At 69.9% G+C, this 14,392-nt stretch carries 11 protein-coding genes; 1 reads left to right on the top strand and 10 read right to left on the bottom strand.

Translation table 11 applies throughout. The features are described from left to right. Positions 1 to 18: 18 nt before the first annotated feature. The 9 genes from rodA to AB0946_RS02335 form a co-directional block, all read right to left on the bottom strand. Positions 19 to 1,215, bottom strand: coding sequence for a rod shape-determining protein RodA (gene rodA, locus AB0946_RS02295; RefSeq protein ID WP_366758747.1), 1,197 nt, complete (start codon positions 1,213 to 1,215; stop codon positions 19 to 21). Further along, positions 1,212 to 3,464 (bottom strand): penicillin-binding protein 2, encoded by a 2,253-nt coding sequence (gene mrdA / locus AB0946_RS02300; protein ID WP_366758748.1) that lies wholly within the window; start codon positions 3,462 to 3,464, stop codon positions 1,212 to 1,214. The genes rodA and mrdA overlap by 4 nt, the downstream gene beginning before the upstream one ends. Before the next feature lie 131 nt (positions 3,465 to 3,595). After that, positions 3,596 to 4,273 carry a rod shape-determining protein MreD gene (gene mreD / locus AB0946_RS02305; protein ID WP_366758749.1) on the bottom strand — a complete coding sequence of 226 codons (678 nt, stop codon included), beginning with the start codon at positions 4,271 to 4,273 and terminating at the stop codon, positions 3,596 to 3,598. Between the two features lie 13 nt (positions 4,274 to 4,286). After that, positions 4,287 to 5,225: a rod shape-determining protein MreC gene (gene mreC / locus AB0946_RS02310; RefSeq protein ID WP_366758750.1), complete on the bottom strand. Its 939-nt coding sequence runs from the start codon at positions 5,223 to 5,225 to the stop codon at positions 4,287 to 4,289. Positions 5,226 to 5,389: 164 nt separating this feature from the next. Continuing rightward, positions 5,390 to 6,409 (bottom strand): rod shape-determining protein, encoded by a 1,020-nt coding sequence (locus AB0946_RS02315; protein ID WP_014672705.1) that lies wholly within the window; start codon positions 6,407 to 6,409, stop codon positions 5,390 to 5,392. A gap of 259 nt (positions 6,410 to 6,668) precedes the next feature. Beyond that, positions 6,669 to 7,082 (bottom strand): nucleoside-diphosphate kinase, encoded by a 414-nt coding sequence (ndk, locus tag AB0946_RS02320; protein WP_366758751.1) that lies wholly within the window; start codon positions 7,080 to 7,082, stop codon positions 6,669 to 6,671. A gap of 65 nt (positions 7,083 to 7,147) precedes the next feature. Further along, entirely contained in the window at positions 7,148 to 7,510 is a 363-nt protein-coding gene (locus tag AB0946_RS02325; RefSeq protein ID WP_366758752.1) for a DUF4233 domain-containing protein, read from the bottom strand. Between the two features lie 9 nt (positions 7,511 to 7,519). Beyond that, a complete protein-coding gene (locus tag AB0946_RS02330) occupies positions 7,520 to 9,034 on the bottom strand; it encodes a folylpolyglutamate synthase/dihydrofolate synthase family protein (RefSeq protein ID WP_366758753.1) in 1,515 nt (504 codons plus the stop codon). 200 nt (positions 9,035 to 9,234) lie between these two features. Beyond that, positions 9,235 to 11,859, bottom strand: coding sequence for a valine--tRNA ligase (locus AB0946_RS02335; protein WP_366758754.1), 2,625 nt, complete (start codon positions 11,857 to 11,859; stop codon positions 9,235 to 9,237). A 137-nt stretch (positions 11,860 to 11,996) separates the two neighbouring features. Between AB0946_RS02335 and AB0946_RS02340 the strand changes: the two genes are divergently transcribed. Then, positions 11,997 to 12,935, top strand: a complete 939-nt coding sequence (locus tag AB0946_RS02340; RefSeq protein WP_366758755.1) for a hypothetical protein — start codon at positions 11,997 to 11,999, stop codon at positions 12,933 to 12,935. 83 nt (positions 12,936 to 13,018) lie between these two features. Here AB0946_RS02340 and clpX read toward each other — a convergent pair whose 3' ends face one another. Continuing rightward, positions 13,019 to 14,305 carry an ATP-dependent Clp protease ATP-binding subunit ClpX gene (gene clpX / locus AB0946_RS02345; protein ID WP_014672712.1) on the bottom strand — a complete coding sequence of 429 codons (1,287 nt, stop codon included), beginning with the start codon at positions 14,303 to 14,305 and terminating at the stop codon, positions 13,019 to 13,021. Positions 14,306 to 14,392: the final 87 nt, after the last annotated feature.

Raw genomic sequence — 14,392 nt, forward strand, 5'->3', positions numbered from 1 at the left:
CGGCGAGGGGCGCCGGGGCTACGCCGACATGGGCCGTTGCACCTTGATCGATTGCAGCAGTCCCACCGCGACCCACACCGCGAACATGGAGGAGCCGCCGTACGACACGAACGGCAGGGGCAGACCGGTGACGGGCATGATGCCGAGGGTCATGCCGATGTTCTCGAAGGACTGGAAGGCGAACCAGGCCACGATCCCGGCGGCGACGATCGTCCCGTACAGCTCGGTCGAGTCACGCGCTATCCGGCAGGCGCGCCACAGGAGGACCCCGAGCAGGAAGATGATGAAGCCGGCGCCGACGAAGCCCAGTTCCTCCCCGGCGACCGTGAAGACGAAGTCGGTCTGCTGCTCGGGCACGAACTGGCCGGTGGTCTGCGAGCCGTGGAACAGTCCGGCGCCGGTGAGTCCGCCGGAGCCGATGGCGATGCGGGCCTGGTTGGTGTTGTAGCCGACACCGGCCGGGTCCAGGTCGGGGTTGGCGAAGGCCGCGAACCGGTTGATCTGGTACTCGTCCAGGATGTGCAGCTGCCAGATCGCGATGCAGCCGATGACACCGGCGGTGAGCAGACCGAAGACCCAGCGGTTGGAGGCGCCGGAGGCGAGCAGCACGCCGAGGATGATCGCCACCATGGCCAGCACCGAGCCGAGGTCTGGCATGAGCAGCAGGATCAGGATCGGGACGGTGGCCAGGCACAGGGACTGGAACACGGTCCGGTGGTCGGGGTACGGCTTGTCGCCCGCGTCCACCCGGGCGGCCAGCATCATGGCCATGCCCAGGATGATCGAGACCTTGAGGAACTCGGCGGGCTGGAGCGAGAAGCCGCCGATCACCAGCCAGTTGCGCTGGCCGTTGATCGTGGCGCCGAGCGGGGTGAGGACCACCAGGGCGAGGAGCACGGACAGGCCGTAGAGGATCGGCACGGCGTTGCGCAGGGCGCGGTGGCCGAGCCAGACGGTGCCGATCATCAGGGCGATCCCGATGCCGAGGTTCATCAGGTGCCGGAGCAGGAAGAAGTACGGGTCGCCCTGGTTCAGTTCGGTGCGGTTGCGGGTCGCCGAGTACACCAGCAGGGAGCCCAGCAGGGACAGGGCGGTGGCCGCGAGCAGTATCGGCCAGTCCAGCCGGCGGGTGAGCGAGTCGCGGGCGAAGAGTCTGGTCCAGCCGGCCCGCTCGGGGCCGTACCCGGAGACGGAGAAGCTGTTCGCGCCGGTCATGAGGGCATCCTCCGGCTTCCCCTCCTGCGAGGCCGTCTGCGGGTGTCGCGGTTGCCCGTGCCGGGCGACGGCGTGGTGCCGGCGGGCTGCTGGTCGTCGCCGTTGGTCGGGTTGTCCTTCTGGGCGGCCTCGGCGTCCTTCGCCGGGTCTCCGGTGATCTTCGGGGCGGTGATGGTGCCGTCCGTGCGGACCTTGGGCAGGCCCTTCTGCGGCTCGGGCAGCAGCGCCTTCCCGCTGTCGATGGAGCCGTCGCCCCGGACGCCGTAGAGGGCGCTGTAGATGTTGCGCACGGCCTCACCGGAGGCGCCGGAACCCGTACCGGCCTGGGCGATCGTCATGATCACCGTGTAGTCCTTGGAGTAGGTGGCCAGCCAGGACGTGGTCTGCTTGCCGTAGACCTCGGCCGTGCCGGTCTTGGCGTGCAGGGGGATCTTGTCCTGCGGCCAGCCGCCGAACTTCCAGGCCGCGGTGCCGCGGGTGATGACGCCGGCGAAGGCGTCGTCCATGCCCTTGAGGGTGGCCTGGCTGACGGGGAGCTTGCCGCGCTTGGTCGGCTTGATCTCCCGCACGGTCTTGCCGTCGGCGCTGATGATCGCCTTGCCGATGGTCGGCTGGTACATCGTGCCGCCGTTGGCGACGGCGCCGTAGATCACGGCCTCCTGGATCGGGGTGACGAGGGTGTCACCCTGGCCGATGGAGTAGTTGATCGAGTCGCCCTCGCGCATCTTGTTGCCTTCGAGGCAGTTCTCGTAGGCGATCTTCTCGACGTAGGAGCCGTCCTTCTTGCCGCTCTTGCACCAGGCGTCCTTGTTGGCCCTCCAGTACGCCTGCTTCCACTGGCGGTCCGGGACGCGGCCGGTGACCTCGTTGGGCAGGTCGACGCCGGTCTCCTTGCCGAGGCCGAACTGGTGGGCGGCCTTGTAGAAGTAGTCCTTCGGCTGGCCCTTCCTGGGGTTGATGCCGCCGTCCTTCTTCCACTCGCGGTCGGCGAGGCCGTAGAAGACGGTGTCGCAGGAGACCTCCAGGGCGCGGCCCAGGGAGATGGGGCCGAAGTTCTCGCCCTCGAAGTTCTTGAAGACCTGGCCGCCCACCGAGTAGGAGCTGGTGCACGGGTAGCGGCCGTCGAAGGGGTAGCCGGCCTCGACCGCGGCGGCCGTGGAGACCACCTTGAACGTCGAACCGGGGGCGGCCTGACCCTGTATGGCCCGGTTGAGCAGGGGGTAGTCCGAGTCCTTGCCGGTGAGGGCCTTGTAGTCCTTGGCGGAGATGCCGCCGACCCAGACGTTCGGGTCGTACGTCGGCGCCGAGGCCATGGCGACGATGCGGCCGGTCTTGGCCTCCATCACCACGACGGCGCCGGAGTCCGCCTTGTAGTTGGTGCCCGTGATCTTGTCGAACTGCTGGCGGGCAACCTTCATCGCCCTGTCCAGCTCGTACTCGGCGACCCGCTGGACGCGGGAGTCGATGCTGGTGACCAGGTTCGAACCGGCCTCGGCCGCGTCCGACTTGGCCTTGCCGATGACCCGGCCGAGGTTGTCGACCTCGTAGCGGGTGACGCCGGCCTTGCCGCGCAGCACCCTGTCGTACGTCCGCTCCAGGCCGGAGCGGCCGACCATGTCGGAGCGCAGGTAGGGCGAGTCGGTGTCCTTGGCCTGCTGGATCTCGGCGTCGGTGACCGGCGAGAGATAGCCGAGCACCTGCGCGGTGTTGGACTTGCCGGGGCCCGGGTAGCGGCGGACGGCCTCGGGTTCGGCGGTGATGCCGGGGAAGTCCTCGGAGCGCTCGCGGATCTGCAGGGCCTGCTTGGCGGTGGCCTCGTCGGTGATCGGGATCGGCTGGTACGGCGAGCCGTTCCAGCAGGGCTGGGGGGTCTTGGCGTCGCACAGCCGGACCTTCTGCATGACCTCCTCGGGGCTCATGCCGAGGACGCCGGCCAGCTTGGTGAGGACGGCCTTGCCGTCGTCCTTCTGCTTCAGCAGGTCGGTGCGGGAGGCGGAGACCACCAGGCGGGTCTCGTTGTCCGCGAGGGGGACGCCCCGCGCGTCCAGGATGTCGCCGCGCACGGCCGGGTCGACGACCTGCTGGACGTGGTTGCCCGACGCCTCCTTCTGGTACTCGGCGCCCTCCCGGATCTGGAGGTACCACAACCGGCCGCCGAGCGTGCCGAGAAGGGAGAGAACGAGGATCTGGATCACGACGAGCCGGATCTGGACCCGTGGGGTCCGACCGGTCTCGGGGATGTTGGTCACTGCGGCTGCCTCCCCCTCTCAGTGCACCTGTGCGAGAACGCGTACGAAGGTTGAACGACCAGCCCGTGAAGCCGCGTTCCGGCCAGGCTGACCCGTTCGGGTGAACTCACCCGGGTGGAACTCCCCGCCCCTCACAGTCGCTTGACCCCCTTGATGCGGCCGACCCGGGCGGAGCGCGTGCGCGCCTTGGCCTTCAGGGCGCCCAGGCCGCCGCGCTGGCTGCCGATGCGCAGACCCGTGCCGGAGGAGAGCCAGCCCGAGGAGATGTCCCCGGCCTTGGCCGCGGGCCCGGTCTCGGTGAGCGGGTCGTTGTCGGCGCGGCGGGCCAGCCACATCACGCCGGGCACCACGAACGGGGCGAGCAGCAGGTCGTACAGGGCGGCGGAGAACAGCAGCCGGGGCAGGCCGACATGGCGGGCGGCGGTGTCGCCGACCAGGGCGCCCACCCCGGCGTAGAGCAGGGTGGAGCCGATGGCGGCGGCGACCACGACGGCCATCGGGCCGGCCGCCGACTTGAGCCGGCCGTTCTCCGGCCTGACGAGCCCGGCGAAGTAGCCGATGACGCACAGCACGAGCGCGTACCGGCCGGCCGCGTGGTCGGCCGGCGGAGCCAGGTCGGCGAGGAGTCCGGCGCCGAACCCGACGAGGGCGCCGCCGACGTGGCCGTAGACCATCGCCAGGCCGAGGACGGTGAGCAGCAGCAGGTCGGGGACGGCGCCCGGCAGGTGCAGCCGGGCGAGGACGCTCACCTGGATCACCAGGGCCACGACGACCAGCGGGATGGAGAGCAGGATCCGGTTGACACGCATGGGGATACAGCTCCTACTGCTGCTCGTCGCTGGCGGGGGCGTCTGCCGACGGGGTGACCGTCACGGTCACCGTCGGCGTCGGGACCGGCTTCGGCTTGGCCGGGAGCACGGTGTCCCGCGGGTCCTGTTTCGGTGGCGCCACGACCACGCCGACGATGTCGAGCTTGGTGAAGCTGACGTACGGGGTGACGTACAGCGTGCGGGTCAGGCCGCCGCCGGAGGGGTCGACGCGGGAGACCACGCCGACCGGGACACCGGGCACGAACGGCTTGTCGGCCTGCGAGCCGAAGGTGACGAGCCGGTCGCCCTTCTTCACCTCCGCCTTGCCGTTGAGCAGTTCCACGCGCAGCGGGCGGTCGCCCTGGCCGGAGGCGAAGCCGAGTTCGTCGCCCGCCTCCATGCGGGTGCCGACGGTGAAGTCCGGGTCGTTGGCGAGCAGCACGGTGGAGGTGCTGGGGCCGACGGTGGTGACCCGGCCGACCAGGCCGTCGCCGTTCAGGACGGTCATGTCCCGCTTGATGCCGTCGTCGGCTCCGGCGTCGATGGTGATGGTCCAGGAGAAGCCCTGGGCCGAGCCTATGGCGATGACCTGGGCGCCCTTGATGCCGTACTGCCCCTCGCCGGCCACCTTGAGCAGCTTGTCGAGCTGCCGCAGGCGGCTGCGGTTGCGGTCGTCGCTGCCGAGCTTGGCCTTGAGGGCCGCGTTCTCCTTCTCCAGCGCGGCGAGCCGGTCGTGCCGGCTGCCGGAGTCGCGGATCGCGGAGACGGCGTTGCCGACCGGGTCCACCGCGGAGGACAGTCCGTTCTCGACCGGGCCGAACGCCGCCGCGGCGGCGTGCCGGGCACCGTCGACCGGGGAGTTCCGGCCTCCGCGGATGTCCACCGTGATCAGCGCGAACGCGATGGCGACCAACAGGACCAGGAGCAGCCGGCTCTCTTTCGTGTCCCTCACGTGCGGCGGCCGTGCCCTTCCTCAAGTAGGAATCGGTCGGGCCCCTGGACGACGCGCATGCGGTGGCGCGGCCCAACAGGCCCGTTCGTGGGAGCTTATGCCTCTATATCAACGATCCGCCGCACGAGAGGAGAACGTCTCGTACGGCGGAATCGCAAGTCGCGTCATCTGCGCGGCTGGGCGTCCAGGACCTGCTGCAGCGCCTCGAACTCCTCGACGCACTTGCCGGAGCCGAGCGCGACGCTGTCCAGCGGGTCCTCGGCGATGTGGATCGGCATGCCGGTCTCCCGCCGCAGCCGCTCGTCGAGCCCGCGCAACAGGGCTCCGCCGCCGGTCAGAACGATTCCCCGGTCCATGATGTCGCCGGAGAGCTCCGGCGGGCACTTGTCGAGGGTGGTCTTCACGGCGTCCACGATCGCGTTGACGGGCTCCTCGATCGCCTTGCGGACCTCGGCCGCGGAGATGACGACGGTCTTCGGCAGCCCGGACACCAGGTCCCGGCCGCGGACTTCGGTGTGCTCGTCGGTGTCGAGGTCGTACGCCGAACCGATCGTGATCTTGATCTGCTCCGCCGTGCGCTCACCCAGGAGGAGGCTGTACTCCTTCTTGATGTACTGGATGATGGCGTTGTCCAGTTCGTCGCCGGCGACGCGGATGGACTGGGCGGTGACGATCCCGCCGAGCGAGATGACCGCGACCTCCGTGGTGCCGCCGCCGATGTCCACCACCATGTTGCCCGTGGCCTCGTGGACCGGCAGGCCGGAGCCGATGGCGGCGGCCATGGGCTCCTCGATGATGTGCACCTGGCGGGCGCCGGCCTGGGAGGACGCCTCGATGACCGCGCGGCGCTCGACGCCCGTGATGCCCGAGGGCACGCAGACGACGACCCGCGGCCGGGCCAGATAGCGCCGCTTGTGGATCTTCAGGATGAAGTAGCGGAGCATCCGCTCGGTGATCTCGAAGTCGGCGATCACGCCGTCCTTCAGTGGACGGACCGCCACGATGTTGCCCGGAGTCCGGCCGATCATCTTCTTCGCTTCGGCACCGACCGCGAGGATCCCACCCGTGTTGGTGTTGATCGCCACGACGGACGGCTCGTTCAGTACGATCCCGCGACCCCTGACGTACACCAGCGTGTTGGCGGTCCCGAGGTCGACAGCCATGTCACGGCCGATGAACGACATTGAGTTCCCCATCCGGATTCATCTGGCCGTCCTGAGCCTTTGAGGGCATGTCAGGTCGGCGAGGCGGGTGCTGTGACGTGAAGGCTTCCATCGTAAACGCGCCTGCACGAACACTGCGCGAGGGTCTCCGCCATTGTCACCAGATGGCGTGCCGCCCCGCTTGTGGAGACGGGCGTTCGGGGGCGCTCGTTCCCTCAAATGCCAGGACTGTGCCGGAAAGGGCCGGGCGTGGCCCGGACCTTTCCGCGGCGGGCGGGCGTTACGCGCGGCCCGGGAAGAAGATCTTCACCTCGCGCTCGGCGGACTCCTCGGAGTCGGAGGCGTGGATCAGGTTCTCGCGCACGATCACGCCGTAGTCACCGCGGATCGAGCCGGGCCCGGCGGCGATCGGGTCGGTGGGGCCGGCGAGCCGGCGCACGCCCTCGATGACCCGCTCGCCCTCGACGATCATCGCCACGACCGGACCGGAGGACATGAACTCGACCAGCGGCTCGTAGAAGGGCTTGCCCTTGTGCTCGCCGTAGTGCTGCTCCAGGGTGTCCTGGTCCAGGGTGCGCAGCTCCAGCGCGGTGATCTGCCAGCCGGCCTTGCGTTCGATGCGGCTGATGATCTCGCCGGTCAGGCCACGACGGACGGCGTCGGGCTTGAGCAGGACGAGGGTGCGCTGGCTCACGAGGGGCTCCTTACACGACGTGCGGGTGCGGTGGGACGAGGTTACAGGGCGTGTCGGGCCCTTCGTCACGCAGCGTCAGCCGTGGAGGAGGAGGACTGGGCCTGGGCCGCGAAGCGGGCCTTCGCCTCGTCCACCTTCCTCCCGAAATGCACCGAAGCCCACCACAGGGCCGCGAAGACCGCGCCCAGGAAGTACATGATCGGGACGAAGACACCGGAGGCGATCAGGGCGATCTGCAGGGCCCAGCCGAGGGCCACGCCGCCGGGACGGGTCACCATGCCGCACAGCAGCACGCACAGCAGCATGGCGATGCCGCTCACCAGCCAGACCGTCGACGTCGACAGGTCCGGGTCCTTCATGGCGACGAGCCCGGCGAAGCCGATGACGAAGAACTCGCCGATCAGGGTCGATGCACAGAGGGTACGCATCTTCGGCTCTCAGCCCTTCCCGAGCAGCAGCCGGGCCTCGCCGACCGTGATGACGGAACCGGTCACCAGCACACCGCCGCCCGCGAACTCGCCCTCCTCCTCGGCCAGCGTGATCGCGGCCTCCAGGGCGTCCGGCAGCCGCGGCTCGACCTGCACGCGCTCGTCGCCGAACACCTCGACGGCGATCGCGGCCAGCTCGTCCGCGTCCATGGCACGGTGGCTGGAGTTCTGCGTGACGACGACCTCCGCGAAGATCGGCTCGAAGGCCTCCAGCAGCCCGCGCACGTTCTTGTCGCCGCTCGCGCCGACGACCCCGATCAGCCGGGTGAAGTCGAACGCCTCCCGCACGGCCTCCGCGGTGGCCTCGGCGCCCGCCGGGTTGTGCGCGGCGTCCAGCACGACGGTGGGAGAGCGCCGTACGATCTCCAGCCGGCCCGGGGACGACACGGCCGCGAACGCCTTGCGCACGGTGTCGATGTCCAGCGGCTCGGCGCGCTGCGCGCCCACGCCGAAGAACGCCTCCACGGCGGCGAGCGCGACGGCCGCGTTGTGCGCCTGGTGGGCGCCGTGCAGCGGCAGGTAGACCTCGGGGTACTCGCCGCCGAGGCCGCGCAGCGTGAGCAGCTGCCCGCCGACGGCGACCTGGCGGGCGACGACCCCGAACTCCAGCCCTTCGCGGGCCACGGTGGCGTCGGCCTCGACGGCCTTCTTCAGCAGCACCTGCGCCGCGTCCACCGGCTGCTGGGCCAGGATGACGGTGGCGTCCTGCTTGATGATGCCGCTCTTCTCGCCGGCGATCTCCGCGTGCGTCTCGCCGAGCCGGTCGGTGTGGTCGAGGTCGATGGGGGTGACGACGGCGACGTCACCGTCGATCACGTTGGTGGCGTCCCAGGAACCGCCCATGCCGACCTCGACGACGGCGACGTCCACGGGGGCGTCCGCGAAGGCCGCGTACGCCATGCCGGTGAGCACCTCGAAGAAGGACAGCCGGTACTCCTGCTGCCCGTCCACCATCTCGACGTACGGCTTGATGTCCTGGTACGTCTCGACGAACCGCTCGGCGGTGATCGGGGCGCCGTCCAGGCTGATCCGCTCGGTGATCGACTGCACGTGCGGGCTGGTGTAGCGGCCGGTGCGCAGCTCGAAGGCGCCGAGCAGCGCCTCGATCATGCGGGCGGTGGAGGTCTTGCCGTTGGTGCCCGTGATGTGGATCGAGGGGTACGACCGCTGGGGCTCGCCCAGCACGTCCATCAGCGCGGCGATGCGGCTGACCGAGGGCTCCAGCTTGGTCTCGCCCCAGCGGGTGGCCAGCTCCGCCTCGACCTCACGCAGGGCCCTGTCGACCTCGGGGTCCTCGGGCCGGGCGGGTACGTCCGCCTGCGGAGGGCCGCCCTGGGTGCGCAGGGTGCGGCTGCCGGCCTCGATGACCGCGAGGTCGGGGTCGCGGGTGGTCTCGGCTTCGATGATCTCGTCGAAGGAGTCGAGGGGGTCGGGGGTGTCGCTGGTGCCGGGCGCTTCGCTCACGGGGCCCAGTCTACGGAGCGGATGCCCGCGGCGCGGCGCCGGTATGGGATGGCTTGTCTTGTCGGCCGGCCGCGGGACGCCCTCGGCCGGTGGGGCCCGCGCGGCTGAGCCGCGCACCGGTACGGACCCGCGCCCCTGACGGGGCACGGCGAAGGCCCCGGTGCCGTGCAGCACCGGGGCCTTCACCCGCGTACACCCCGCTACGCCTGCGGCAGCTTCTCCAGCTGGGCGGTGATGCGGGCGATGTCCTCGTCCGCCTTGGCCAGGCGCGTGCGGATCTTGTCCACCACGTTCTCCGGGGCCTTGGCCAGGAACGCCTCGTTGCCGAGCTTGGCCGTGGCCTGGGCCTTCTCCTTCTCCGCGGCGGCCAGGTCCTTGGCCAGGCGCTTGCGCTCCGCGGCGACGTCGATCGTGCCGGACAGGTCGAGGGCCACCTCGGCGCCCGCCACCGGCAGGGTCGCCGTGGCCGTGAAGCCCTCGCCCTCCGGCTGGAGGCGGAGCAGCTGGCGGATGGCGGCCTCGTGCGGGGCGAGGGCCGTGCCGTCGAGCGTCAGCCGGGCCGGGACCCGCTGACCGGGCTGGAGGCCCTGGTCGGCGCGGAAGCGGCGGACCTCGGTGATGACCGACTGGAGGGTGGCGATCTCCTGCTCGGCCGCCGCGTCGCGGAAGCCGCTGTCGGTCGGCCAGTCGGCGATGACGATCGACTCGCCGCCGGTCAGCGTCGTCCAGAGGGTCTCCGTGACGAACGGGACCACCGGGTGCAGCAGCCTGAGGGTGACGTCCAGGACCTCGCCGAGGACGCGCTTGGAGACCTCGGCCGGCTCGCCGCCCGCCTGGAAGACCGTCTTGGACAGCTCGACGTACCAGTCGAAGACCTCGTCCCACGCGAAGTGGTACAGGGCGTCGCTGAGCTTCGCGAACTGGTAGTCCTCGTAGAACGCGTCGACGTCGGCGACGGTCTTGTTGAGGCGCGACAGGATCCACCGGTCGGTGGCGGACAGCCGCTCCGCAGCGGGCAGCGGGCCGTCGACCGTCGCGCCGTTCATCAGCGCGAAGCGGGTCGCGTTCCAGATCTTGTTGGCGAAGTTGCGGGAGGCCTGGACCCAGTCCTCGCCGATCGGGACGTCGGTGCCGGGGTTGGCGCCGCGGGCCAGGGTGAAGCGGACGGCGTCGGAGCCGTACGTGTCCATCCAGTCCAGCGGGTCGACGACGTTGCCGAAGGACTTCGACATCTTCTTGCCGCGCTCGTCGCGGACCAGACCGGTCAGCGCGATCGTCTTGAAGGGAACCTCGCCGTCCATCGCGTAGAGGCCGAACATCATCATCCTCGCGACCCAGAAGAAGATGATGTCGTGCCCGGTGAGCAGGACGTCGGTCGAGTAGAACTTCCGCAGGTCGTCGGTCCGTTCGGGCCAGCCCAGCGTGGAGAACGGCCACAGGCCGGAGGAGAACCAGGTGTCGAGGACGTCGGTGTCCTGGTGCCAGCCCTCGCCGGCGGGCGGCTCCTCGTCGGGGCCGACGCAGACGACCTCGCCCTGCGGGCCGTACCAGACCGGGATGCGGTGACCCCACCACAGCTGGCGCGAGATGCACCAGTCGTGCATGTTGTCGACCCAGTCGAAGTACCGCTTCGACATGTCCTCGGGGTGGATCCTCACCCTGCCGTCGCGGACCGCGTCACCGGCGGCCTTGGCCAGCGGGCCGACCTTGACCCACCACTGCATGGACAGGCGCGGCTCGATCGTGGTGCTGCACCGTGAGCAGTGGCCGACGCTGTGCACGTACGGCCGCTTCTCGGCGACGATCCGGCCCTGCGAGCGCAGCGCGGCGACGATCGCGGAGCGCGCCTCGAAGCGGTCCAGGCCCTGGAAGGGACCGTGGACGGTGATGACCGCCCGCTCGTCCATGACCGTGATCGACTCCAGGCCGTGGCGCTGGCCGATCGCGAAGTCGTTGGGGTCGTGGGCCGGGGTCACCTTGACGGCGCCGGTACCGAACTCGGGGTCGACGTGGGTGTCCGCGACGACGGGGATGCTGCGGTCGGTCAGCGGCAGCTTGATGTGCTTGCCGACCAGGTGCTTGTACCGCTCGTCGTCCGGGTGGACCGCCACGGCGGTGTCGCCCAGCATGGTCTCGGCGCGGGTGGTGGCGACGACCAGCGTCTCGTCCCCCTCGCCGTACCTGATGGAGACCAGCTCGCCGTCGTCCTCCTGGTACTCCACCTCGATGTCCGAGATGGCCGTCAGACAGCGCGGGCACCAGTTGATGATGCGCTCGGCGCGGTAGATCAGCTCGTCGTCGTAGAGCTTCTTGAAGATGGTCTGGACCGCCTTGGACAGGCCCTCGTCCATGGTGAAGCGCTCGCGCGACCAGTCGACGCCGTCGCCGAGGCGGCGCATCTGGCCGAGGATCCTGCCGCCGTACTCCTCCTTCCACTGCCAGACTCGCTCGACGAACTCCTCGCGGCCCAGGTCCTGGCGGGACTTGCCCTCCTCGGCGAGTTGCTGCTCGACCTTGTTCTGGGTGGCGATGCCGGCGTGGTCCATGCCGGGCAGCCACAGCGCCTCGTGGCCCTGCATGCGCTTACGGCGGGTGAGGGCGTCCATCAGCGTGTGCTGGAAGGCGTGGCCCAGGTGGAGCGAACCGGTGACGTTCGGCGGCGGGATGACGATCGTGTACGGCGGCTTGTCGCTCTTGGCGTCCGCCTCGAAGTAGCCCCGCTCTACCCAGCGCTCGTACAGCGGCCCCTCTACATCGGCCGGCGCGTACTGGGTCGGCAGTTCGGTGTCGGGCGCGGGTGGCTGCTGCTGAGCGTTCTCGGTCACGGGGGTCAGTTTAGAGGTGTCACGGGGTGGTCCCGAAACGCCTTTGTTCTGTAACGGTGCGGCCCCCGGTGCCGTGCTGTTCCCGGGCCTGGGCCAGGATGTCAGGAACACATAAGCTTCTGGAGGGGAACCCAGGAATGAGCAACAACCAGCCGGGCCCGTACGGCCAGCCGCCCCAGCAGCCGGGTCCGTACGGCCAGCAGGGGCAGCCTGGGCCGTACGGCCAGCCGGGCCCCTACGGCCAGCCGCCGCAGGCTCCCCAGCCCGGCTACGGCTACCCCCAGCAGACCCCTCCGGCGCCGCAGCCGGGATACGGCTACCCGCAGCAGGGCGCGCCGCAGCAGCCCGGCCCCTACGGGCAGCCGCAGCCGTACGGCACGCCGCAGGCGCCGCAGCCGGGCGGGGGCAAGAAGAAGACGGGCCTGGTCATCGGCGCGGTGGCCGTGGTGGCGGCCGTGGCGGTGGGCGCGTACTTCCTGCTGAGCGGCAGCGGCGGCGGCAGCGTCGCGGACGACGGCCCCCACAAGCTGACGACTCCGGCGACGGTGCTGTCCGAGTACAAGAAGTCCAAGGGCGACAGCGACACCATGACGGCCAGCGACCTCAAGGACGCCGAGAAGTGGGGTGTGCACGACCCCAAGGACGTCAGCGCAGCGTACGAGGCGGGGGACCCGGACAATCCGCTGAGCAAGAAGGGGATCAACTTCGGCGGTGTCTACGGCACCATCGACGACCCCGAGAAGACCGTCGACGCGATGTTCGCCTGGTTCAAGTCCGAGTCCCAGAAGGACAGCGACAGCAAGGACGTCGCCCTGAAGGGCGAGCCGAAGGCGTACAACCCGGCCGGGCTCGACGGCGCGGTCCTCAAGTGCCAGCAGGCCACGGCCCCCACCGGCGCGGGCAGCGGCGGACCGAAGGACGTGACGCTCACGATCTGCGTCTGGGGCGACCACAGCACCATAGGCATGGTCATGCCGATGGACTTCGCCAACCTCGCGGCGGGCCGGGGCAGCGACCCGGCGACGGACGCCGAGCTGACCGCGAAGTTCCGCAGCCAGGTGCGCGTCAAGAGCTGACGCTTTCCGTGGCGGCATGAGGAGGGGCCCCGGTCGGTCGACCGGGGCCCCTCCTCTGTGCCTCGTGTGCGTGACGGCCGCGGTTACGCCGTCTTCTGCTCCCCCGAGCCCCGTCCCCGGGCGTCCCTCGGGATCAGGGTGGGGTTGACGTTGGAGAGGACCACGTCGGCGGTGATGACGACGCGGGCGACGTCCTTGCGGGACGGGACCTCGTACATCACGCCCTGGAGGACCTCCTCCATGATGGCGCGCAGGCCGCGGGCGCCGGTCTGGCGGAGGATGGCCTGGTCGGCGATGGCCTCCAGCGCCTCCCGCTCGAAGTCCAGCTCCACGCCGTCGAGTTCGAACAGGCGCTGGTACTGCTTGACGAGCGCGTTGCGGGGCTCGACCAGGATCTTCAGGAGCGCTTCGCGGTCCAGGTTGTGGACCGACGTGATCACCGGCAGGCGGCCGATGAACTCGGGGATCATGCCGAACTTGACCAGGTCCTCCGGCATGACGTCCTCGAAGACGTCCTTGGCCTCCAGCTCGCGCTTGGAGAGGATCGTGGCGCCGAAGCCGATGCCCTTCGCGCCGGCGCGTGCCTCGATGATCTTCTCCAGGCCCGCGAAGGCGCCGCCCACGATGAACAGGACGTTCGTCGTGTCGATCTGGATGAACTCCTGGTGGGGGTGCTTGCGGCCGCCCTGCGGCGGGACCGAGGCCGTGGTGCCCTCCAGGATCTTCAGCAGGGCCTGCTGGACACCCTCGCCCGACACGTCGCGGGTGATCGACGGGTTCTCGCTCTTGCGCGCGACCTTGTCGATCTCGTCGATGTAGATGATCCCGGTCTCGGCCTTCTTGACGTCGTAGTCGGCCGCCTGGATGAGCTTGAGGAGGATGTTCTCGACGTCCTCGCCCACGTAGCCCGCCTCGGTCAGCGCCGTGGCGTCGGCGATCGCGAACGGGACGTTCAGCATGCGCGCCAGCGTCTGCGCGAGGAGCGTCTTGCCGGAGCCCGTGGGGCCCAGCAGCAGGATGTTGGACTTCGCCAGCTCGATGGCGTCGTCACGGCCGCTCGCGCCGCCGTTCTCGCCCGCCTGGACCCGCTTGTAGTGGTTGTACACCGCGACGGAGAGCGCCTTCTTGGCGGCCTCCTGGCCGACCACGTAGCCCTCGAGGAACTCGTAGATCTCGCGGGGCTTGGGCAGTTCCTCCCAGCGCACCTCGCTGGTCTCCGCGAGCTCTTCCTCGATGATCTCGTTGCAGAGATCGATGCACTCGTCGCAGATGTACACACCGGGCCCTGCGATGAGCTTCTTGACCTGCTTCTGGCTCTTGCCGCAGAACGAGCACTTGAGCAGATCGCCGCCGTCACCGATGCGTGCCACGGTGTGCTTCCCCTTCGCCTGGGAGACGCCTGGACGCTATGAGTCCAGCGGCTCCTGGTGCTGCCTTATGTCCGACGGTACCTTGCC

This window comes from Streptomyces sp. NPDC046870 (genome assembly GCF_040704595.1).
GTDB classification, from domain to species: Bacteria; Actinomycetota; Actinomycetes; order Streptomycetales; family Streptomycetaceae; genus Streptomyces; species Streptomyces argyrophylli.

Coding starts and splice junctions, on each gene's coding strand:
- AB0946_RS02325 (WP_366758752.1), bottom strand. CDS start 7,510: ATGCGTACCCTCTGTGCATCGACCCTGATCGGCGAGTTCTTCGTCATC.
- AB0946_RS02315 (WP_014672705.1), bottom strand. CDS start 6,409: ATGTCGTTCATCGGCCGTGACATGGCTGTCGACCTCGGGACCGCCAAC.
- rodA (WP_366758747.1), bottom strand. CDS start 1,215: ATGACCGGCGCGAACAGCTTCTCCGTCTCCGGGTACGGCCCCGAGCGG.
- AB0946_RS02340 (WP_366758755.1), top strand. CDS start 11,997: ATGAGCAACAACCAGCCGGGCCCGTACGGCCAGCCGCCCCAGCAGCCG.
- mreD (WP_366758749.1), bottom strand. CDS start 4,273: ATGCGTGTCAACCGGATCCTGCTCTCCATCCCGCTGGTCGTCGTGGCC.